Below are 21,901 nucleotides of genomic sequence, written 5' to 3' on the forward strand. Positions count from 1 at the left end.
CCTGGCAACCCGGCTGAAAGAGTGATGGTGACCCGCGGTCACCATCGGTTATCACTACCACGGGTGGGGTGGATAGATACCCTGCAGGGCAATGATGAAGCTGACCGCCAGGTAGGGGTTGCGAACAGCGAACGGTGTGGACCCCCCTGTCACCTGGATCGACTGCGGCGCCATGCTGGTGGGCTCCACCAGGCTTTCACCGTAGACGTTCACCGCGTTGCCGCTGCCGTCCACCGCTGCTGCCAGGTAGGTGTTGGGTCCAGGCTTGTCGGTGGTCGCCATTGCCTGGGAGGCCACTTGCAGATGGGTATGCATCGGCATGTTGCTGTTGAGCAGGGTGACATTCTCCACACCACCGGCTTGCCCAAGCGCAAATGGCGCGGCTACGTCTGGGGCCTTGGCCCCCTGCCCGATCGGGGCACGGCCACCAAAATGCGGTAGCCCGAAGGTCGCCTGCCCGTTCCCGCCGTACGTCGTGCCCAGCAACGAGAACAATGCGGCGTTTTGCGAAATCGGCAACAACTGTCCCTGGCACATTGCGTAGTCCTGCGGGGCGTAGCTCCCTGCAAACATCTTGATCTCACCGATAAAGGGATCACTCATCGAACACTTCCTTTGTTGCGTGGTTGGGATTCAAGTCAAGGGTGTGCCGTTCGCAGGGCGTGGATAACCATCTGCAGAGCATGCCGACCATCTCGCAAAGGCATCATCGGGGTCATCAACACAAGCCATTGGCAAGCGTCGGAGGCAGTCAGGCGGAAAACTGCCTGGGGTAGCCGCACACCCTGGGGCAAGGCGAATATGGCGGCGAAGCACTCATACTCATCGCTCATGCCCAGGCCGTCGCGCAGATCGACCAGCTCGACCGCGATATGCTCGCCAGGCCCCACCTGCAGCTTGAAGCCAGCAGGGTCGGCCGCCATGAGCTGCGCACGGCTGGGCATTGGAAACTCGTCTACTGCACTCATCAGGCAATCCTCGCAGCGGGGTTGGCAGCTTCACGGCGCATGCGCAGGTAAACCCCGCTTTGATCGGTGATTTCAAAGCCAGCGCGTGTGTACAAGCGCTGCGCCGGGTTGTAGTTCTCCACGAACAGCTCGACCGCCAGGCCGAGTTGGTCGGCCCGGTACAGCTGCTGGTGGATCAGATCGGTGCCGATACCTTGGCCCTGGAATTCGGGCAGCAGGGCAATATCGATGATGTTCAACCGGGCGCTGCCCCAATTGAGGTAAAGCCGGCCGATAGGCTGCCCGCCGGCTTCGATCACGCAGAAGTCAGCAGCGGGATAGTGCTGCTGGTAGTAGGCGTGCTGAAAGTTGAACTGCTGACTGAGGAACCGTTGGATTTCGTCCGCAGGCCAGCCGCTATGGGACATTTCGAAAGCGCGGCTGGTGGCGTACAGGTGCTCGATAAAGCCCATGTCGCCTGTCTCCAGGGCACGCAGCGTCACAGCGTACTTCGTCATCAAAGCAAACTTCCCTGTAATCGATAACTGCTGGAGCAATGTAGCGGTGCGATGGACATCGCACGTTGAGGTGTGGCCAATTGATAGCACCATATCCCAATTGTCCTACAATCGCACTACTTAAAACCCACTTTCTCGCACCCCGATCGCGGCCATGCGTCGCCACGCTGCCGCCACCAGCGATTCGCCGGCACCGTTCAGTACCACGACGCCCCGCTGCGGATGCGCAAGGGGTGGTTGATCCGGGTCTTGCAAGGCAAATTGCGCCCCGTACTGCGCCTGCAGTGGCTGGGCTTTCTTGTCTTCGTCACGGCGCACGGCGATTGGGCCTTTGTGGTCGGAAACCAGCGCCTCCTGGTCGATGTGGCTCACACCGGTGGCATCCACCGCCACCAGGCTCACCGCCAGGGCTCTGCGTAGAAAATCATCGGCTATGAATTGCCCCGTGCTGCCAGGCGCTACCCGCCACAGGTCGGCCTCTGTGAGGTAGCCACGCAGGCGCAGGCCATGTTCGGTCACCCGCGCCAGCGGCAGGTCGGCGCTGACCCAACGGCCCGGCTGCAGGCTGTCGGCCAGGTCACGCACGGTACCGGCGTGCGGCGCACGCAGGCTCAAGCGCGCACGCTGTGCCGCCAGGCCGCGGTACTCCGCCACCGCCTCGGCCAGGCGCTGTTCGAGAATGCCACTGTCCACCGCCGTGGTACTGCGGCTGGACTGGCGGCGCAACTGCAGCTGCAGAATGCTGATTTCACGCCGGTTGATCGCCATGCGCGATTCCAGGTCCGGCGAGGCCAGCACAGCCAGCACCTGGTTCTCGCTCACCTGTTGTCCGTCGCGTACCTGCACAGCCACGACCTGCGCCGCTACCGGTGCATGCAAGGTACTGGCCCGCGAGGCCTCAAGCATCGCTGGCACCTCCACCCCACTGCGCCAGGGCACCAGCAGCAGCGCCAGCAATGCCATCAGGCCGCCCGCCAGCCATAGCACCTTGCGTGGCTGCGCACGGTCGCGGTGCTGCCACCAGTGGCGCATTTCCTTCCACACCGGCAGGCCGATGAACCACACCAGTTCGACCACCATCAGGAAGATGCCGAGCACCTTGAAGAACAAGTGGTAGACCGCCAGCGCAATTCCGAAGAACAGCACGGCGCGCCACAGCCACGACGCGTACCCCCAGCACAGCAGCCGCTTGCGCAGGCTTGGCGACCAGTGTTCAGGCGGCGCTTCGCCGTACCCGAACAAGGTTTCACGCAGGTGCCAGCGGCACAGGGCGTAGCCTCGCCCTTGCAGGTTATCCACACCCCACAGGTCGCTGAGCAGGAAGTAACCATCAAAGCGCATCAGCGGGTTGACGTTGATCACCAGGGTGGTGATCCAGGTCGCACTGGCAAGCATGAACGCCGCCGTGCGCCCTGCCCCGTCCGGCAGCAGCGACCAGGCCAGCAGGGCGATGCCTGCCAGCAGCAATTCCGCCAGCACGCCACCGGCACCGATCAGCAAACGGGTACGGCGGTCTTGCACGCGCCAGGCATCGCTGACGTCGGTGTACAGCATGGGCAAAAGCACCATGAACGCCACGCCCATGCTCGGCACCCTGCAACCGGCGCGCTTGGCCATGTAGGCATGCCCGAATTCGTGGCAAAGCTTGGCGAACCCCAAGGCAATGGCGAAGGCCGCCATGCCGCCAAAGCTCAACAACTGGGGAAATGTCGCCAGAAACCGCTCCCAGTCGCGCATCACCAGGAAGGCGCCCAACAGCACCACTACTGGCAACCCCACCCGCAGCAGGCTGGGCCCATGGCGCTCCAGCCATGGCCAGGTACGGTTGAGAAAAGCGTCCGGGCGCCACAGCGGGATCCGAAAGAACAGGTACTTGTGCAGCACCTGGGTCCAGATGCCCTGGCGCTGGCTGGCGGCCTTGGCCGCATAGCTGGCGCCCTGCTCCGGGTCGCCGCCGCTGATCAGGTCGTGGCCACGCAGGAACTTCAACAACTCGTCCAGCGACTGCGGGGTCAACGGCACCCCAGGCTCGGCGTTGGCCGCTTTCAGCACTTGCAGTCCGTCCGCCAGGGCCCAGTGGCGCAGCAGGCGCATGGCAGGTGCACCGAGTTTGAAATACTTGCCCCGCAACGGGTCGGCCAGTGTCCACTGCGGCGAACCGTCCAGCCCTGGCGTTGCCGCCGAGAGCTGCAAGTCTGGGCGTAGCGGCGGCAGCATCATAGCCCCACCGCCTGACGCAACGCTGCCAACGGCCTACGCAGCAAATACAGCGCCAGTGGCGCGCGATCGCCGAACAACTTGGCGGTGCCGCGCAAACCGATACGCGGCGGGGCGTTGTCGAAGCTGGCGTCCAGCCGGTAAGCCAACTGGCCGGCAGGCGTGCTCTGCGCTTCGTAGGCCGCACGGTCAAGCTTGGCCGCATGGCGGTGCAATGGATCGCTGTCGAGGAACAACGCCACTTCGGCTCCTGTTTCCAGGCCAATGGCGTCGGCAACTGGCAGCTCGATACGCAAATCGGCCTGCGCCGGGTCGGCAATTTCCATCAGCCTTTCACCGGTACGGATCGGCTTGCCGAGCATACGCTGGGCATCGGCGAATACCGCGATGCCATCGCGTTCTGCCTTTACCTCACTGCGCGCCAGCAAGTCGCGGGCGTAGTCGCGCTCGGCGCGCTTCTGCTCCACGCGTGCGGCCAGCATGTCCAGGCGCGCACTGGAGTCGGCATCGGAAAACGCCCGTTGGGTATTGGCTTTCAGTTCAGCCTCGGCGACCCCAAGGGTACGCTCGGCCACATCGGCCTGCGCCTTGAGAACCGTGGCATCGAAGCGCACCAGCGGTTCACCGGCACGGACCGGCTGGTTAGGCTTGACCAGAAACTCGGCGATTACACCGTCCAGCGGCGCGGCGACGATCTGGCCATTGCGCGGTACCACTTCGGCAGGCGCCAGTACCGACTGCCGGACAGGCAGCAGCAGCAACAGCAAAAGCGCGCCGGCCACGGCCCAGCGGGTGCGGGCCGGCCAGCGCAGGCGCCAGGGCTTGCTCGGTTGCAGGGCCCGCCAGGCATGGCTGTAGCAATCGCCCAACTGCGCCAGCAGCGCCTGCTCGGCCTCGCTCCACGGGTTGTCCCGGGCCAGCCACAACCCGCCAAAAACGTCACCACGGCGGTCTTTCAGCGGTAGCCAGAACGCATGGGGTGCCGACAGCGCCTGCCAGTCATCGCGGCTGTTCGAGTCCACGCTGTCCTGCGGCACTGCACCTGGCAAGCCCAAGCGCTCGCCGTTGGCCAGCTGCGCGGCCACGCGCTCGATGAACACCACGAAGGGCGCGTTTGGCTCGACCACACTGATGCCGGTCAAGGCGCGGACCTTGCCGGCAATCAGCAAGGCGCCGTGGCGATAGCCAAACAACGGCTGGCTGTCATTGACCATGCTGAACGACAGCACCTCGATGGAGGCAGCCGCTCGCGCCTGACGCTCCAGCTTCAGGTAATGGGCCAGCAGTTGCTCCAGCGGGCCGGGAACGGGCGCGTTCATTGTGGCTGGGCGAAGTGGGCGGTACCGCTCATCCCGGCCAGCAGGCCTGGTGTCTTGGCCGGCACGCTGGCGATCAGCAGCAGCGTCTGGCTGCCCTCATCGATACGCGCCCCCAGGCGCTTGACCACTGCATCAATGGGTTGGCCGGTTTCATCGGGGACAAAACTGAAGGTCTGCTCAGGCTTGAGTTTGCCGAGCCAGCGCGAGGGCACCAGCAAATGGATTTCCAGCGAGCGGTTGTCGACGATTTCCAGCAACGGCGCGCCGCTGGCCACGCTTTCGTGAGCCTGCACCCGGCGTGTCACCACTTGCCCGTCGAACGGTGCCTTGACCTGGCAACGCTGCACTTGCACCTGATAAACCTGGGCTTCGGCCTGGGCTTGCGCCTGGCGAGCCTCGGCCAGGCTTACCTCGAAACGGCCGACCGAATTCAACGCGGCCAGTTGTTGCTTGTTGCGCAGCTCTTCCCGGGCAGCCCGCACAGCAGCACCGGAGGCATTGGCCTGGGCCTGATAAGCACTGCAATCGAAGCGCACCAGCACATCGCCCTTGCTGAAGGCCTGGCCTTCGGCAAACGGCATCTCCACCACCCGGCCGGGCAACTCACTGGCCAGGACCGCCTGCGAGCGTGCACGCAAGACCCCGCGTATTTCGCTGGCAGTGGCTGCAGGTGCATCCAGCAACGGATCGCCCTCAGTGGCGGCTTGCGCCACAACGCCCCAAACAACCAGTACCGCACAGCCCAGCCACTGCTTCATGTCGCTACGTCCTTGTATGAATCTTTACGCTTGCAAAGGGGTTATCAGCCGATTTGCCCCGAACTTGATCCACCGTCGGTCGCCCACCGGGCGTCATTGGCCGTTGGGATACAACAGAAGCGTCAAAGGCAGGAAATGAGGAGCTGTATAGCCGGGAATGTTGGGGACTGTGAAAAGCATCACAAAAATTGCGCAGCGCAATGGCCGAATGCTATCAATGTTTTTGTCCTGCTGGAAGTAGGCGCGCCTGTTAAACGTGGGCGATCACTGTCTTACGGTGTTTGGCCGCGCAAACGAAAAAGCCCGCCTTGAATAGGCGGGCTTATCGTAGATGGTGGGTCGTGTAGGATTCGAACCTACGACCAATTGGTTAAAAGCCAACTGCTCTACCAACTGAGCTAACGACCCAAAAATGGTCGGGGTGAGGGGATTCGAACTCCTGACATCCTGCTCCCAAAGCAGGCGCGCTACCGGACTGCGCTACACCCCGAGGTCTTTCAAAAAAAAGGGCATCTCTTTGAGATGCCCTTCTTTACATGGTGGGTCGTGTAGGATTCGAACCTACGACCAATTGGTTAAAAGCCAACTGCTCTACCAACTGAGCTAACGACCCGGAAAATGGTCGGGGTGAGGGGATTCGAACTCCTGACATCCTGCTCCCAAAGCAGGCGCGCTACCGGACTGCGCTACACCCCGAGATGGCTCCGCGACCTGGACTCGAACCAGGGACCCAATGATTAACAGTCATTTGCTCTACCGACTGAGCTATCGCGGAACTGAACTTCGGTACTACTTTCCGATTTGCTACTCCGAAGACTGTGTTCGCTTCGGACTCTTGAGCTTCGCTGCTTTCGCGTTGTAGCTGCTGAGGCCGGCTATTCTACATTCTTCGTTTTGCTTGTCAACCACTTTTTTTCATTCAACTTACTGATTTGTAAGTTGTTTTTCGGCCATCGTTACTGCTGATGATTCGCTTAGTGCCTGACAACGCGGCGTATATTAGGGGCACTCGTTTTTTGATGCAAGCAAAAATTTCAAAAATTTCAGCGGGTTATCCAGACAGGCTGGGAAAGCCCGAATTTGCTGGGGCGGTGCCGGCTTCTTCGCGGGTGAACCCGCTCCTCCAGGGTTATGCGCAGGCTTCAAGGCTGCAGGTAAACGTATGACCCGCTAACAGGCCAGCGCAGGCAGCCAGGAAAAAAAAGCCCCGCAAACGCGGGGCTCATGGTGAAGCAGGTCAGCCAAAGACGATTTCGTCGCCGTCCACCTTGGCAGTGATCGCGGTACCCGGCATGAACTTGCCTGCCAGGATCAACTGCGCCAGCGGGTTTTCGATCCAGCGCTGGATCGCCCGTTTCAGCGGGCGGGCACCGTAGACAGGGTCGTAACCCACGGCGATCAGCTTGTCCAACGCTTCCGGGCTCAGGCTCAGCGACAATTCGCGCTCCAGCAGGCGGCTGCGCAGGCGGCCCAGCTGTATCTCGGTAATGCCGGCGATCTGCTCGCGGCCCAGCGGCTCGAACACCACCACTTCGTCGATACGGTTGATGAACTCCGGACGGAAGTGCGCCCCTACTGCATCCATCACTGCCGCACGCTGGGCCTCACGGTCGCCGACCAGCTCCTGGATCTGTGCCGAGCCCAGGTTGGAGGTCATCACGATCACCGTATTGCGGAAGTCCACGGTGCGCCCGTGGCTGTCGGTCAGGCGGCCGTCTTCCAGCACCTGCAGCAACACGTTGAACACATCCGGGTGGGCCTTCTCCACCTCGTCCAGCAGCACCACCGAGTAGGGCTTGCGCCGTACCGCCTCGGTCAGGTAACCGCCCTCTTCGTACCCTACGTACCCGGGTGGCGCACCAATCAGGCGAGCCACGGAGTGTTTCTCCATGAACTCGGACATGTCGATGCGGACCATGGCCTCTTCGGTGTCGAACAGGAACTCGGCCAGTGCCTTGCACAGCTCGGTCTTGCCCACACCGGTAGGGCCCAGGAACAGGAACGAACCACTTGGCCGGTTGGGGTCGGACAACCCGGCACGCGAGCGGCGCACAGCGTTGGCCACGGCGGTTACCGCTTCGCCCTGCCCGATCACGCGCTGGTGCAGCAACGCTTCCATTTTCAGCAGTTTTTCGCGCTCGCCCTCCAGCATCTTGGATACCGGAATACCGGTCCACTTCGACACCACCTCGGCAATCTCTTCCTCGGTCACCTTGTTGCGCAGCAACTGGTTCTCGGTCTTGCCGTGCTGGTCGACCATCTGCAGGCTGCGCTCCAGGTCCGGGATTACCCCGTACTGCAGCTCGGCCATGCGGCTCAGGTCGCCCTTGCGGCGGGCAGCTTCCAGCTCCTGGCGGGCCTGCTCGATCTTTTGCTGGATCTGCGCCGAGCCCTGTACTTCGGCTTTCTCCGAAGCCCAGATTTCTTCCAGGTCGGAATACTCGCGCTCCAGCCGTTCGATTTCTTCGGTCAGCTTCTCCAGGCGCTTTTTCGCTGCCTCGTCTTCTTCCTTCTTCAGCGCCTGCGATTCCACTTTCAACTGGATCAGGCGGCGATCGAGGCGGTCGAGCACTTCCGGCTTGGAGTCGATCTCCATGCGGATGCGGCTGGCCGCTTCGTCGATCAGGTCAATGGCCTTGTCCGGCAACTGACGGTCGGTGATGTAGCGGTGGCTGAGTTTGGCCGCAGCAATAATGGCACCGTCGGTGATGGCCACCTTGTGGTGCACTTCGTAGCGTTCTTTCAGGCCACGCAGGATGGCGATGGTGTCTTCTTCGCTCGGTTCCTCTACCAGCACTTTCTGGAAGCGGCGCTCCAGGGCGGCGTCTTTCTCGATGAACTGGCGGTACTCGTTCAGCGTAGTGGCGCCCACGCAGTGCAGTTCGCCACGGGCCAGGGCCGGCTTGAGCATGTTGCCTGCGTCCATGGCACCCTCGCCCTTGCCGGCGCCAACCATGGTGTGCAGTTCGTCGATGAACAGAATGATCTGGCCTTCCTGCTTGGACAGCTCGTTCAGCAGCCCTTTCAGGCGCTCCTCGAACTCACCGCGGTACTTGGCACCCGCAATCAGCGCGCCCATGTCCAGCGCCAGCAGGCGTTTGCCTTTCAGGCCGTCGGGCACTTCGCCATTGATGATGCGCTGGGCCAGGCCCTCGGCGATGGCGGTCTTGCCCACGCCGGGTTCGCCGATCAGCACCGGGTTGTTCTTGGTACGGCGTTGCAGCACCTGCACCGTACGGCGGATTTCGTCGTCGCGGCCAATGACCGGGTCCAGCTTGCCTTCTTCGGCACGCTTGGTGAGGTCGACGGTGTACTTGTCCAGCGCCTGGCGCGACTCTTCGGCGTTGGCGTCATTCACCGCCGCGCCACCGCGCAGGTTGTTGATGGCATTTTCCAGGGCCTTTTTGCTGACACCCTGGCTGAGCAGCAACTTGCCCAGCTTGCTGTTCTCGTCCATGGCGGCCAGCAACACCAGCTCGCTGGAAATGAACTGGTCGCCCTTTTGCTGGGCCAGGCGGTCGGCCTGGTTGAGCAGGCGCGCCAGGTCCTGCGACATGTTCACGTCGCCGGTGGGGTTCTGGATTTTCGGCAGCTGGTCGAGTTCTTTCACCAGTGCCTGGCGCAGGCTATTGATATCGAAGCCCACTTGCATCAGCAGTGGCTTGATCGAGCCGCCCTGCTGTTCGAGCAATGCCTGCAACAGGTGCACGGGCTCGATAGCAGGGTGGTCCATGCCTACGGCCAGGGATTGGGCATCGGATATTGCAAGTTGCAGCTTGCTGGTCAAACGGTCTATTCGCATGGTGTACCTTCCTTTAAAGGGCAGGTCGGAGCGATGGACAGCGCCTGTTTATAAAGAAACCTGCCTGAGATGCCTTTATAGATAAGGCTGATTCTGGAAGATTCAAGCGTAGCGGGGTTGACCGGGATCAACAGGTTGGATTAGCGCTTGGGGCAGGCGGTGCCCATCAAGGCTAGAGCGGCTGCAACCACACCAGCGAAGCGAAGCGGCCACCCTGCGGCGTACGGCGGTAGGAGAAAAACCGCTCGTCACTGACCGTGCACCAGCCACCGCCATAAACAGCCGATACCCCACCGGCCGCCAGGCGAATGCGCGCCAATTCGTAGATGTCTGCCATCAGCTTGCCTGGCCGCTCGCCCTCGACAAAAGCCCGGGCGGCCTCGGGGTGCACGGCAGTAAAGGCATCGCGCACTTCCAGCCCCACTTCGAAAGCCTTGGGCCCGATCGCCGGCCCCAGCCACACCAGCACCTCCTGGGGCGCCAGCGCCAGGCGGTCGAGGGTGGCTTCCAGCACACCACCCGCCAGCCCGCGCCAGCCCGCATGCGCCGCCGCCACGCGGGTGCCCGCACGGTCACAGAACAGTACAGGCAGGCAGTCGGCCGTCATCACGGTGCAGGCAATGCCGGGCTGGCGGGTGCAGCTGGCATCGGCCTCGGCTACCACGGCCGGGTTGGCATCCGCCACCTCCAGCCCATGCACCTGCTTGAGCCAGGCTGGCTGGATGGCGAACTGCTCGCGCAGGCGGCGACGGTTTTCGGCAACCGCGGCAGGGTCATCCCCCACATGGTCACCCAGGTTGAACGTGGCGTAGGGCGGCAGGCTCACACCGCCCTGACGGGTGGTGACACAGGCGCGTACCGAGGCCGGGGCCGGCCAGTCGGGAAACAGCAGCGTCTGCGCCAGGTCACTCATCCGATGAAGCTCTCACGGTCCTGGTTGAGCAGCGACAGCAACCAGACGAAGTCGTCGGGCAGTGGCGACTCCCACTTCATGACTTCACCGGTGATCGGGTGGGCCAGGGCAAGGAACCGCGCGTGCAGCGCCTGGCGCGGGAAGCTTTTCACTGCCTCGACCATGGTGGGGCTGGCAGCCGGCGGAATGCGGAAGCGGCCACCGTAGGTCTGGTCGCCGACCAGCGGAAAGCCGACATGGGCCATGTGCACGCGGATCTGGTGGGTGCGGCCGGTTTCCAGCTTGACCCGTACATGGGTGTGCGAGCGGAAGCGCTTGAGCACCCGGTAGTGGCTGACGGCTGGCTTGCCGCCGTCGGTGACCGCCATGCGCTGGCGCATACCGCCGTGGCGACCGATCGGGGCGTCGATCTTGCCACCGGCGGTGACCACGCCGATGACGATGCACTCATAAATGCGGCTGACCTTGCGCGCCTGCATCTGCTCGACCAGCTTGGTCTGCGCCTGCAGGGTCTTGGCCACCACCATCAGCCCGGTGGTGTCCTTGTCCAGGCGGTGAACGATACCGGCACGCGGTACGTTGACGATGTCTGGCACGTGGTGCAGCAGCGCATTGAGCAGGGTGCCGCTGGCGTGCCCGGCAGCCGGGTGCACGACCAGCCCGGCGGGCTTGTTGATGACCATGATGTGGTCGTCTTCGTAGACGATATCCAGTTCGATATCTTCTGCTACCCACTCACCCTGGGCTTCCTGTTCGGCCTGCAGGGCAAGCTGGGAGCCACCGTGAACGAGGTCGCGAGGGCGCACGACGGCACCATCGACCGTCAGGCGGCCCTCTTTGATCCACGAAGTTAGCCGCGAACGCGAGTACTCGGCGAACAATTGGGCGGCGACCTGGTCGAGGCGTTGGCCGCCCAATTCGGACGGGACCTCTGCGCTAAGTTGAATGATCTCGGACATGCTCGATTCGGCGGGCGCACAGCCTTTGGTTTCGGCTGCGAGCTTGTGGTTAAATACGGCTTCTTTTGTCCCGGGGTTGGCCGGGGCGCTCATCATAACAGGACGGCACCGCCCAAAACAGCGGCCGTCAAAGGGACGCAAGCCGCCATGCAAGTGAAACACCTGCTGCTGATCGCCATCCTTGGGCTCACCGCGGCCTGTTCCTCGAATAAGGAAGTCATCGACGAGAACCTCAGCGAGGCCGAGCTGTACCAGCAGGCCCAGGCTGATCTGGACAACTCCAGCTACACCAGCGCCGTGAACAAGCTCAAGGCCCTGGAGTCGCGCTACCCGTTCGGCCGTTATGCCGACCAGGCGCAGCTCGAGCTGATCTACGCCAACTACAAGAACGCCGAGCCCGAGGCGGCCAAGTCGGCTGCCGAGCGCTTCATTCGCCTGCACCCGCAGCACCCGAACGTGGACTACGCCTACTACCTCAAGGGCCTGACCTCGTTCGACCAGGACCGTGGCCTGCTGGCGCGCTTCCTGCCGCTGGACATGACCAAGCGTGACCCGGGTGCTGCCCGCGACTCGTACAACGAGTTCGCCCAGCTGACCAGCCGCTTCCCCAACAGCCGCTACGCGCCCGATGCCAAGCAGCGCATGATCTACCTGCGCAACCTGCTGGCGTCGTACGAAATCCACGTGGCCGACTACTACCTGAGCCGCCAGGCTTACGTGGCTGCCGCCAACCGTGGCCGCTACGTGGTCGAGAACTTCCAGGAAACGCCTTCGGTCGGCGACGGCCTGGCGGTAATGGTCGAGTCGTACCAGAAGATGCACCTGGACGAACTGGCCGCCACCAGCCTGGAAACCCTCAAGCTCAACTACCCGGACCACCCAAGCCTGGTCGATGGCGAGTTCCAGCCCAAGCAGACCGAGTCTGACGGCCGCGGCTGGCTGTCCAAGGCCACCCTGGGCCTGATCGAGACCGACACGCCGCTGCCGCCGGGTGAAACCCGCGCCAACCAGGACGTGGTCAAGCAGTTCCAGGACGCGCGCGACGAGATGCCGCAAGAGCTGCTGCCCAAGGATGAAAACGGCGACCCGATCGTGCCCGAGGGCCCGAAAGAGGCCGAGAAAGACCGCTCCTGGTTCAGCTACATGACCTTTGGTCTGTTCGATTGACCGACCGCGGTAAATGAAAGGGAGGCCTTGGGCCAATACCCGTCAGTTAAGTGATTTGGGGCCGCTTTGCGACCCTTCGCGGGCACGCCCGCTCCCACAGGGCATTGCGCATTTCTTGAGTTCAGCGCCAAACGTGTGGGAGCGGGCGTGCCCGCGAAGGGCTGCAAAGCAGCCCCAGTAACGCTTAACTGACTGGCATTAGGCCTCGGGCCTCCCTTTTTTGTCGGCTGCATCCTAGACTGTCGGCTTCTTCCATCAACAAGCTGGACACCATGGTTCGCCTACTTTTCTGGATCGCCCTGATCGCCGCCGCGTTCTGGCTGTGGCGCAAATTCAAAATCAGCCAGCAGTCGCGCCCCGAAGCCAAGCTCGATGCGCCACTGACGATGGTGCGCTGCGCCCATTGCGGCGTGCACCTGCCCAATGATCGGGCGCTGCAGCAGGGCAACGAGTGGTATTGCAGCCAGGCCCACCTGCAGCAAGGTCCTGGCCGCCAAGGCTGAACAAAGAGCCCTGTGGGAGCAGGTTTACCCACACCCACAGGGTCTGCAGTCCATACACCTCTTCACATATCCCTCCCCGACCCTTTCACACCAAATACGACTCCTCCCCCTCCCCCAGCATTGACCCACCCCGGCAAAATTCGCTAAATCCTATTTATCCGCATAAATATGAAAAATAGCGAAATGCTCAAACCCAAACGCAAGCGCCAAAAGCTGTCGGATGTGATCGTCGAATCGGTCAAGCGCTCGATCGTCACCGAAGCGCTGCACCCCGGCGACCGCCTGCCCACCGAGCGTGAGCTGATGGAACACTTCGAGTGCTCCAAGGGCACTGCCCGCGAGGCACTCAAGGCACTTGAGGTCGAAGGCCTGGTCAGCACCCGCACCGGCCCTGCCGGTGGTGCCTACCTGGCCGAGGTCGGCACCGAGCCCGCCAGCCGAGCGCTGCGCAACTACCTGCACTTTCAGCACCTGGACGGCGAGCAGGTGTACCAGCTGCGCAAAGTCATCGAGGTCGAGTTGGCAGTGTCGGTAATGGGCCAGCTGAGCGAAGCGGACTATGCCGCGCTTGAGGCCAACATCGACTTCTGCAGTGCGCCGGAAGACAGCGAAGAGGGCCAGCGCGAACAGCGCCTGGCGGAGCTGGAGTTCCACACCCTGCTGGCCCACCGCTGCCCCAACCCGTTGCTGCGCTTCATGGCCGTGTTCCTCAACGACCTGCTGCGCGACCTGGTGGTGCTGAAAAAGGCCTACCTGCCCAAGCGCCAGCAGTTCGCCGCAGCCAACATCGACTACCACAAACAACTGCTCAGCGCCCTGCGCGGCAGTGACGAGCCCAGCGTACGCCGGCTGATGCACGAGCACATGTGCGACGCCGAACACCACATGACCGCACTGGAGGGCGAGGTCGCCCGCCACTTCCTGCTGGAGTTCAACCACCACCACTGATCCGCCTGGAAAGAGGCCTGCTCACAGGCCCGGCCGTACCCGCTTTGTCATTGCCACTCCTGCCTAATAACCACAACCAAGGAGTTACCCATGCAAAGACGTACCCTGCTCAAGGCAGGCCTTGCCCTGGGTGCCTTCGGTAGCCTCCCTTTGGGAGCACACCGGGCATTCGCCGATCAACCGTTGACCTTCTATGGGCTCAAGTCCATGTCGGGTGCCTTCGCCAGCTACGGCAAGTACGCCGACATGGGCTCGCGCCTGGCCATCGCCGAATACCCGCAGTTGCTGGGGCGCCCGCTCAAGTACAAAGTCATCGACACCGAAGGCAACGCCGGTAAGGCCGTGCGCAAGGTACAGGAAGCCATTGGCCAGGATGGCGCCCGCTTCTTCCAGGGCTGCACCTTGTCGTCTTCGGCGCTGGCGGTTTCCAAGGAAATACACAAGGCCGGTGGCGTGTTCATGACCCCGGTGGGCGCCGACGAAATCACCGGCAAGGACTGCAACGCCTCGACCTTCCGCTGGTCGGTGCCGACCTACGGCGCCATCCGCGAAACCCTGGTGCCGATGATTCGCCAACTTCCGCAGGCCAAGCGCTGGTACACCATCACCCCGCAATACGTGTTCGGCGACGCGCTGCTGGACAACGCCCGCAAAGTCTTCGCCGAGCAGGGCGTGGAACATATCGGCAACAGCTATCACTCGCTGCAAGAGCAGGAATTCTCGGGTTACCTCACCAATGCCATCGCGGCCAAACCCGACGTGCTGGTGCTGCTCAACTTCGGCAGCCAGGCCTCCAACGCGCTGCGCCAGGCGGTCAACTTCGGCATCAAGGACCGCATGAAAGTACTGATGGTGTGGTCCGCCGGCCTCGACCAGTTCCAGGAACTGGGCAGTGACGTGCTCGAAGGCGTGTACCTGGGCGCGCAGTACTGGCACCAGGTGGATACGCCGCTGAACCAGCAACTGGTTGCCGCCACCCGCAAGGCCTACGGCATCAACCCCAACTACCCGCTGGCCGCCGACTACATCGGCACCAAGGTCATGCTCGAAGCCATCGTCAAGGCCGGCAGCCTGGACGGTGCCGCCGTCTCTGCAGCACTGCAGGGCATGCGTTTCCAGGGGCCGACCGGCGACGAGCTGATCCGCCCGGGCGACCACCAGGTGCTCAAGGATTACTACCTGCTGCGCGGCAAGCCCCAAGGGCAGATGCGCGACGAAGACGACTTGGCCGAAGTCATCAGCTCGGGCCGCTCGTTCGTCGAGCCCGACCACACCGGTTGCGCCTTGGCCTGAAGCCGCGGCGTTAGTCACTCACACTCGTACAGGCAGCCGCGCCGCGCGCTGTCGAGGGCACGCTCATGCTCGATTTGTACCTGTTCCAACTGCTCAACGGCCTGGGCCTGGGGATGATCTACTTCCTCATCGCCGTAGGCCTGACGATCATTTTCGGCTTGCTCAACTTCGTCAACTTCGCCCATGGTGCGTTCTTTCTGCTTGGCGCCTACCTGTGCTACACCGCCGTGGCCATCACCGGCAGCTTCTGGCTGGCGCTGCTGATCGCTCCCTTGGTGGTGGCCGCCCTGGCCTGGGCGGTCGAGCGCCTGCTGATCAAACGCATCTATCACCTGCCACACACCTTCCAGATCCTCGTTACCCTTGGCATCGCCCTGATCATCCAGGAAGCCTCGGTGCTGATCTGGGGCCCCGTGGGCAAGAACATCGCCGTGCCGCCCGAGCTGCGCGGGGTGTTGATCCTGGGTGACTTCATCTACCCGTACTACCGCCTGTTCCTGATCGGTTTCGCCGCACTGATCGGCGTTGGCCTGTGGCTGCTACTGGAGCGCACCCGCTTCGGCGCCCTGGTGCGGGCCGGCAGCGAGAGCACCGAAACCGTGTCGCTGCTGGGTACCAATATCTTCCGCCTGTTCTCCCTGACATTCGCCCTGGGCGTAGGCCTGGCCGGCGTGGCCGGTGTGCTGTTCGCGCCGCTGCGCGGGGCCCAGCCCTTCGTCGGCCCGGAAATCCTCGGCATCGCCTTCGTGGTGGTGGTGATCGGCGGCATGGGCTCGTTTGGCGGTGCGCTGGTCGGCGGCCTGTTGGTGGGTGTGGTGCAAAGCATGATGACCAGCCTGTGGCCACAAGGCGCCAGCCTGATGATCTACGGCGCCATGGCGGCGGTGATCCTGGTGCGTCCGTATGGCCTGTTCGGGAGAGCCTGAGATGAGTGAAAAAAACCCTTTGCCAATCGCCACGGGCCGTGCCCCGGCACTGCTGTTGCTGGTAGTCGCCAGCCTGGTGGCGCTGCCGTTGCTGCTGCCATCGGCCACCCTGGCCACTGAAATCCTGATCTTTGCCCTGGCCGCGCTGGCCTGCAACCTGTTGCTGGGCTATACCGGCCTGCTGTCGTTCGGCCAAGGCATCTTCTTTGGTGTGGGCGCCTATGGTGCGGCATTGCTGATGATCCACCTGCAGTGGGGCATGTTCGCTGCGCTGCTTGGCGCCGCTGTATTCGGCGCCTTCCTCGCGCTGCTGGTGGGCGCCCTGGCCATACGCCGCACGGGCATCTACTTCGTGATGCTGACCTTGGCCTTCAGCCAGATGGCCTATTTCCTGGCCTATACCCTCAGTGGCTGGACCGGCGGCGACAACGGCCTGCTCGACGTACCACGGCCGAACATCGAGATCGCCGGCCATGTGCTGGTCGACCTGGCCGACCCGCGGCACTTCTATGTGTTTGTCGCCGTGCTGTTCCTGCTGATCTTCGCCGGCGCCCTGCGGGTCATTCGCTCACCGTTCGGCAGCACCCTGCTGGCCATCCGCGAGAACGAGACCCGCGCTGCTGCCATCGGCTATGACACCCGCCATTTCAAGATCCTGGTGTTCATGCTGTCGGGCGCCATCACCGGGATTGCCGGGGCGCTGTACGCCATGCTGCTGCATTTTGCGCCGCTGTCGAACATCGACCTGATGATGAGCGAGAACATTCTGATCATGACCATTGTCGGCGGTACCGGCTCGCTGTTCGGCTCGCTGCTGGGGGCCGGTGCCATCGTGCTGTTGGGCGATGTGCTGTCCGAACTGTGGCCACGCTGGCTGATGCTGCTGGGGGTGATCCTGATCCTGGTCGTGGTGTTCATGCGCGGTGGGCTGTGGGGCGGCCTGACCGAACTGGCCAAGCGCCTGCTGGCTAGCCGTGCCCCCCATGACAAACCCCAGGCCAAGACCAAGGAGACCTTGTGATGAGCGACTACCTCCTGCAAACCTGCCAGCTGGAGCTGGCATACGGGCCGTTCAAGGCGGTCGCGGGCGTGGACCTCAACGTGCGCGCCGGCACCATTCATACCGTTATCGGGCCCAACGGCGCCGGCAAGACCAGCCTGTTCCACTGCCTGACCGGTGAGCGCCAGGCTACCGCGGGCAAGATCCTGTTCAATGGCCAGGACATCGTCCGCAAGCCGTCCCACGGCCGTGTGGCACTGGGCATGGCGCGTTCGTTTCAACTCACCAGCCTGTTCCAGAACCTGTCGGTACGCGAGAACCTGCGCCTGGCGGCCCATGGCCGCGATGGCCTGGGCGCGCTGAACTTCTGGCGTAGCGTCGAGCACAAGCGCAGCCACTGGGACACCGCCGACCAGGTACTGGAACGCCTGCAGCTGACTGGCCGTGCCAACACCCTCGCCGGCGAGCTGTCGCACGGCCAGCAACGGGTGCTGGAAGTGGGCATGTCCATCTGCGCCAAGCCAACCCTGCTGATGCTCGACGAACCCACCTCGGGCATGGGCATTGATGACATCCCGGTCATGACCGACCTGATCAGCGACCTGGGCCGTGACCATACCGTGCTGTTGATCGAGCACAACATGAGCATCGTCATGTCGATCAGCCAGCGCATCACGGTAATGAGCCACGGCCAGATCCTGGTCGAGGGTACCCCTGAACAGGTGCGCAACGACGAACGCGTGCGCACTGCCTACCTTGGTGAGGCCGCCTGATGCTCAACGTCGATTCGATCCATTCCTACTACGACAAGAGCCATGTGCTCGAAGGCGTCTCGCTCAAGGTCGAGGCTGGCGAACTGGTCACACTGCTTGGGCGCAACGGTGCCGGCAAGACCACCACCTTGCGCAGCATTCTTGGCATCGTTCGCCCTCGGCAGGGGCAGATCAGCTTCAACGGCCAACAGTTGGTCGGCCGTGAAATCTTCGACATTGCCCGGCTGGGCATTGCCCTGGTGCCAGAGCACCGCGGCATTTTCCGCCAGCTCAGTGTCGAGGAGAACCTGAAGATCGCCGTGCGCAAGACCAGCCGCTGGCAGCTGGAGGACGTGTACAGCATGTTTCCGCGGCTGAAGGAGCGGCGCCGTAACGGTGGCTTCGCGCTGTCCGGTGGCGAGCAGCAGATGCTGGCCATCGCCCGCGCTCTGCTCAACGGGCCCAAGCTGCTGATCCTCGATGAACCGACTGAAGGTCTGGCGCCAGTGATTGTCGACGAGCTGGTGAAGATTCTGCGGCGCATCAAGGACGAAGGGCTGTCGATCCTGCTGGTGGAGCAGAACCTGATGGTCTGCGATGCCCTTGCAGACCGCCACTACGTGCTGGAGCAGGGTCGGGTTGCCTACCAGGGCAGTGCGGCGCAGTTCCGTGAGGACCCGAGTATCAAGAACCGTTTTCTGGCCCTGAGTGCCTGACCCATACCTGTTTTTTTGTACCGGCCTCTTCGCGGGCTCGCCCGCTCCCACAGGGGCATCACTTCCTTAAGGACTACGCAGGACCTTGTGGGAGCGGGCAAGCCCGCGAAGAGGCCGGTACCAGCAACCCGATACTTTCAGGAGAGATGAACCATGAACACCCGCATCGATCCCCCGCAGCACCTGCTTGCCCAAGGCCCGCTGGTCAGCCGCGAACGCCTCTGGCAATCGCTGATGGACCTGGCCCGGCTCGGCGCCACCGCCAAGGGCGGCGTGTGCCGCCTGGCCCTGACCGACCTTGACCGCCAGGCCCGCGACCTGTTCGTACGCTGGTGCGAAGAAGCCGGCTGCACCGTCAGCGTCGACGCCATCGGCAACATTTTTGCCCGCCGCCCCGGTCGCAACCCGGCCCTGCCGCCGGTCATGACCGGCAGCCACATCGACACCCAGCCTACCGGTGGCAAGTTCGATGGCTGCTACGGGGTCATGGCCGGCCTGGAAGTCATGCGCACCCTCAACGACTTGAAGCTGACCACCGAAGCCCCACTGGAAGTGGTGGTGTGGACCAATGAAGAAGGCTCGCGCTTTCCACCGTGCATGATGGGTTCTGGGGTATTCGCCGGTAAGTTCGACCTGCAGCAGACCCTGGACAAGGTCGATGACCAGGGCCTGTCGGTGGGGGCCGAGCTGCAGCGCATCGGCTATGCCGGCCCGCGCGTACCTACCGGGCATGCCGTGGGTGCCTACTTCGAAGCGCATATCGAGCAAGGCCCGATACTGGAAGACCAGCGCACGACCATCGGCGTGGTCCAGGGCTGCCTGGGGCAGAAATGGTTCGACCTGGTGCTGACCGGTGTAGAAGCACATGCAGGCCCCACCCCCATGCACTTGCGCAAGGATGCGCTGGTCGGTGCCGCCGAGGTCGTGGCTGCGGTCAACCGTATTGCCCACGCCCACCAGCCGCATGCCTGCGGCACGGTAGGCTGCCTGACCCTGCACCCGGGCTCGCGCAACGTCATCCCCGGCCAGGTGCACATGACCATCGACCTGCGCCACCTCGACCCAGAGCACCTCGCCGCCATGGTCAGTGAAGTGCGCACGGCCATCGACACCAGCGCAACGAAACACGGCCTTGCCTGGCAGCTCACCCCGACGGCCGACTTCCCGCCGTTGTACTTCGCCGAGCAGTGCGTGGATGCCGTGCGCCAAGGGGCGCGTGCGCTGGGCCTGAGCCACATGGATATTGTCAGTGGTGCCGGCCACGATGCGATTTTCCTCGCCGAGCTGGGCCCGGCCGGGATGATATTCGTACCGTGCGAAGGCGGCATCAGCCACAACGAAATCGAAAATGCCGCGCCGCAGGACCTGGCCGATGGTTGCGACGTATTGCTGCGCGCCATGTTCCAGGCCGCCACCCCAGGAGCCCGCTGAAATGCCTCAGAAAACTGCGATTGGCGAGTTCACCGCTGCCGAACTGCTCGAACTGTACCAGCGCCGCCAGTTGTCGCCTGTGGAGGTGGTCGACGATGTGCTGGCGCGCATCGACCAGCACAACCCGGCGGTCAACGCCTATTGCCACGTCGACGGCGAAGGCGCCCGTGCCGCTGCCCGGGCCAGCGAACAACGCTGGCAACGGGGCGAGCCTTGCGGCCGGCTCGATGGCCTACCCGCCTCGATCAAGGACCTGACCCTGACCCGTGGCATGCCTACCCGCAAAGGGTCCCGCACCACCTCCGCGGCCGGGCCATGGGAGGTCGATGCCCCGTTCAGCGCCTTCATGCGCGAGGCCGGTGCAGTCCTGGTGGGCAAGACCACTACCCCCGAGTTCGGCTGGAAGGGCGTAACCGACAACCCGCTGTACGGCATCACCCGTAACCCCTGGAACACACGGCTGACTGCCGGTGGCTCGTCGGGTGGTGCCGCCGCCGCTGCCGCATTGAACCTGGGCGTACTGCACCAGGGCAGCGATGCCGGGGGCTCTATCCGCATACCCTGCGCCTTTACCGGCACCTTCGGCATCAAGCCAACGTTTGGCTATGTGCCGCAATGGCCGGCCAGTGCCATGACCGTACTGTCGCACCTGGGGCCGATGACGCGCACGGTGGACGACGCGGTGCTGATGCTCGACTGTGTCGCCCGCCCCGATCCACGTGACGGGTTGGCTGGTGCGCCACGACAGGCTCCGTGGCTGGGCCAGCAGCAAGACCTGAATGGTCTGCGCATCGCCTACAGTGCCAATTTTGGTTACGTGCAGGTCGACCCGCAGATCGAGGCGCTGGTGGCGCTAGCGGTACAGCGCCTGGCTCGGCTGGGAGCGCAGGTCGAAGAAGTGGACCCCGGCTTCAGCGACCCGCTGGAAACGTTCAATACCCTGTGGTTTGCAGGTGCAGCGCGGCTGGCCAGTGCGTTGAGCGATGAGCAGCGAGCGCTGCTTGACCCTGGGCTGCGCTGGATTGCCGAACAGGGGGCTCGCATCAGCCTGAGCCAGTACAACCAAGCACTGGAGGCACGGGCGGAGTTGATTGCGAAGATGAACGCCTTCCACCAGCGCTATGACGTGCTGGTTTCGCCGATGCTGCCGCTGGTGGCGTTCGAGGCCGGGCACAACGTGCCGCCTGGGTCGGGGATGGGGCAATGGATGGAATGGACGCCGTTCAGCTACCCCTTCAACCTGACCCAACAACCAGCAGCATCGGTGCCTTGCGGGTTCACCCGCGAAGGCTTGCCGGTGGGGCTTCAGGTCGTGGCCGGGCGCTTTGCCGATGATCAGGTGCTGCGGGTGTGCAAGGTGTATGAGCAGCATTACCCGAGCCGGCATTTACAGGCGCCTATTACAGGCTGATAACCCTACTGGCCTTCCCTGCCTCATCGCAGGCAAGCCAGCCCCCACAGGGATCGCCTTAGGGCTGACAGGTGTTTGCCACAAGGTATGGCAGCGCCTGTGAGATTGAGCACCGCCCGCGCGGCGCATCGCGAGCTGCGCTCGCTCCTACGTTTGTTTCGGGCCAGTAACCCCTGTGCCAGATGCGCGCGGCCACCTTGTTCGTACGACGCGATTTTGAGGCATGCGCCAAGGCGTTCGCGCGCAAATCCCACAGGAATAATTGGCCCGAAACAAACGTAGGAGCGAGCGCAGCTCGCGATGCGCCGCGCGGGCGGCGCT

Annotated in this window: 19 protein-coding genes and 5 tRNA genes; 10 read left to right on the forward strand and 14 right to left on the reverse strand. The window is 63.4% G+C overall.

The window, feature by feature from the left end; genetic code table 11:
* Positions 1–54: 54 nt before the first annotated feature.
* The 14 genes from DMX12_RS22030 to rluD form a co-directional block, all read right to left on the reverse strand.
* Positions 55–603: a phage tail protein gene (locus tag DMX12_RS22030; RefSeq protein ID WP_110679439.1), complete on the reverse strand. Its 549-nt coding sequence runs from the start codon at positions 601–603 to the stop codon at positions 55–57.
* 35 nt (positions 604–638) lie between these two features.
* Positions 639–968: a hypothetical protein gene (locus DMX12_RS22035; protein WP_054913984.1), complete on the reverse strand. Its 330-nt coding sequence runs from the start codon at positions 966–968 to the stop codon at positions 639–641.
* Positions 968–1,465 carry a GNAT family N-acetyltransferase gene (locus DMX12_RS22040; protein ID WP_110679440.1) on the reverse strand — a complete coding sequence of 166 codons (498 nt, stop codon included), beginning with the start codon at positions 1,463–1,465 and terminating at the stop codon, positions 968–970. Before DMX12_RS22040 ends, DMX12_RS22035 begins: the two co-directional genes overlap by 1 nt.
* A 120-nt stretch (positions 1,466–1,585) precedes the next feature.
* Complete coding sequence (locus tag DMX12_RS22045; RefSeq protein WP_177411281.1) at positions 1,586–3,685, reverse strand: efflux RND transporter periplasmic adaptor subunit; 2,100 nt, start codon at positions 3,683–3,685, stop codon at positions 1,586–1,588.
* Positions 3,682–5,001, reverse strand: coding sequence for an efflux RND transporter periplasmic adaptor subunit (locus tag DMX12_RS22050; protein WP_110679441.1), 1,320 nt, complete (start codon positions 4,999–5,001; stop codon positions 3,682–3,684). Before DMX12_RS22050 ends, DMX12_RS22045 begins: the two co-directional genes overlap by 4 nt.
* Positions 4,998–5,759: an efflux RND transporter periplasmic adaptor subunit gene (locus tag DMX12_RS22055; RefSeq protein WP_054913981.1), complete on the reverse strand. Its 762-nt coding sequence runs from the start codon at positions 5,757–5,759 to the stop codon at positions 4,998–5,000. The genes DMX12_RS22050 and DMX12_RS22055 overlap by 4 nt, the downstream gene beginning before the upstream one ends.
* A gap of 332 nt (positions 5,760–6,091) precedes the next feature.
* Positions 6,092–6,167: transfer RNA gene (locus DMX12_RS22060), tRNA-Lys, on the reverse strand.
* Between the two features lie 5 nt (positions 6,168–6,172).
* Positions 6,173–6,249 (reverse strand) — tRNA-Pro (locus tag DMX12_RS22065).
* 47 nt (positions 6,250–6,296) lie between these two features.
* A tRNA-Lys gene (locus tag DMX12_RS22070) sits at positions 6,297–6,372 on the reverse strand.
* A gap of 6 nt (positions 6,373–6,378) precedes the next feature.
* Positions 6,379–6,455 (reverse strand) — tRNA-Pro (locus DMX12_RS22075).
* Between the two features lie 3 nt (positions 6,456–6,458).
* Positions 6,459–6,534, reverse strand: a tRNA-Asn gene (locus DMX12_RS22080).
* 462 nt (positions 6,535–6,996) lie between these two features.
* On the reverse strand, positions 6,997–9,561 hold the full coding sequence (clpB, locus tag DMX12_RS22085) for an ATP-dependent chaperone ClpB (RefSeq protein ID WP_110679442.1): 2,565 nt from the start codon (positions 9,559–9,561) through the stop codon (positions 6,997–6,999).
* 172 nt (positions 9,562–9,733) lie between these two features.
* Positions 9,734–10,474 (reverse strand): peptidoglycan editing factor PgeF, encoded by a 741-nt coding sequence (gene pgeF / locus DMX12_RS22090; RefSeq protein WP_110679443.1) that lies wholly within the window; start codon positions 10,472–10,474, stop codon positions 9,734–9,736.
* Positions 10,471–11,433, reverse strand: a complete 963-nt coding sequence (gene rluD / locus DMX12_RS22095; RefSeq protein ID WP_009683007.1) for a 23S rRNA pseudouridine(1911/1915/1917) synthase RluD — start codon at positions 11,431–11,433, stop codon at positions 10,471–10,473. Before rluD ends, pgeF begins: the two co-directional genes overlap by 4 nt.
* Positions 11,434–11,580: 147 nt before the next feature.
* On the opposite strand from rluD, the gene DMX12_RS22100 reads away from it, so the two are divergent.
* The 10 genes from DMX12_RS22100 to DMX12_RS22145 all read left to right on the forward strand — a co-directional run bounded on the left by DMX12_RS22100 (position 11,581) and on the right by DMX12_RS22145 (position 21,580).
* Entirely contained in the window at positions 11,581–12,600 is a 1,020-nt protein-coding gene (locus tag DMX12_RS22100) for an outer membrane protein assembly factor BamD (RefSeq protein ID WP_009683008.1), read from the forward strand.
* 272 nt (positions 12,601–12,872) lie between these two features.
* On the forward strand, positions 12,873–13,103 hold the full coding sequence (locus DMX12_RS22105) for a PP0621 family protein (RefSeq protein WP_029887329.1): 231 nt from the start codon (positions 12,873–12,875) through the stop codon (positions 13,101–13,103).
* A gap of 183 nt (positions 13,104–13,286) precedes the next feature.
* A complete protein-coding gene (locus tag DMX12_RS22110) occupies positions 13,287–14,051 on the forward strand; it encodes a FadR/GntR family transcriptional regulator (protein WP_110679444.1) in 765 nt (254 codons plus the stop codon).
* A gap of 90 nt (positions 14,052–14,141) precedes the next feature.
* Positions 14,142–15,344: an ABC transporter substrate-binding protein gene (locus DMX12_RS22115; RefSeq protein ID WP_009683011.1), complete on the forward strand. Its 1,203-nt coding sequence runs from the start codon at positions 14,142–14,144 to the stop codon at positions 15,342–15,344.
* A gap of 65 nt (positions 15,345–15,409) precedes the next feature.
* On the forward strand, positions 15,410–16,270 hold the full coding sequence (locus tag DMX12_RS22120) for a branched-chain amino acid ABC transporter permease (protein WP_029887332.1): 861 nt from the start codon (positions 15,410–15,412) through the stop codon (positions 16,268–16,270).
* Between the two features lies 1 nt (position 16,271).
* Positions 16,272–17,291 carry a branched-chain amino acid ABC transporter permease gene (locus DMX12_RS22125; RefSeq protein ID WP_110679445.1) on the forward strand — a complete coding sequence of 340 codons (1,020 nt, stop codon included), beginning with the start codon at positions 16,272–16,274 and terminating at the stop codon, positions 17,289–17,291.
* A complete protein-coding gene (locus DMX12_RS22130) occupies positions 17,291–18,043 on the forward strand; it encodes an ABC transporter ATP-binding protein (protein ID WP_110679446.1) in 753 nt (250 codons plus the stop codon). Before DMX12_RS22125 ends, DMX12_RS22130 begins: the two co-directional genes overlap by 1 nt.
* Positions 18,043–18,738: an ABC transporter ATP-binding protein gene (locus DMX12_RS22135; RefSeq protein WP_110679447.1), complete on the forward strand. Its 696-nt coding sequence runs from the start codon at positions 18,043–18,045 to the stop codon at positions 18,736–18,738. The genes DMX12_RS22130 and DMX12_RS22135 overlap by 1 nt, the downstream gene beginning before the upstream one ends.
* Before the next feature lie 153 nt (positions 18,739–18,891).
* A complete protein-coding gene (locus DMX12_RS22140; RefSeq protein ID WP_110679448.1) occupies positions 18,892–20,169 on the forward strand; it encodes a Zn-dependent hydrolase in 1,278 nt (425 codons plus the stop codon).
* Position 20,170: 1 nt separating this feature from the next.
* The gene (locus DMX12_RS22145; protein ID WP_110679449.1) at positions 20,171–21,580 is read left to right on the forward strand and encodes an amidase; all 1,410 of its coding nucleotides are present in this window, start codon (positions 20,171–20,173) and stop codon (positions 21,578–21,580) included.
* Positions 21,581–21,901: the final 321 nt, after the last annotated feature.

The organism is Pseudomonas sp. MB-090624, assembly GCF_003205245.1.
Lineage (GTDB): Bacteria > Pseudomonadota > Gammaproteobacteria > Pseudomonadales > Pseudomonadaceae > Aquipseudomonas > Aquipseudomonas juntendi.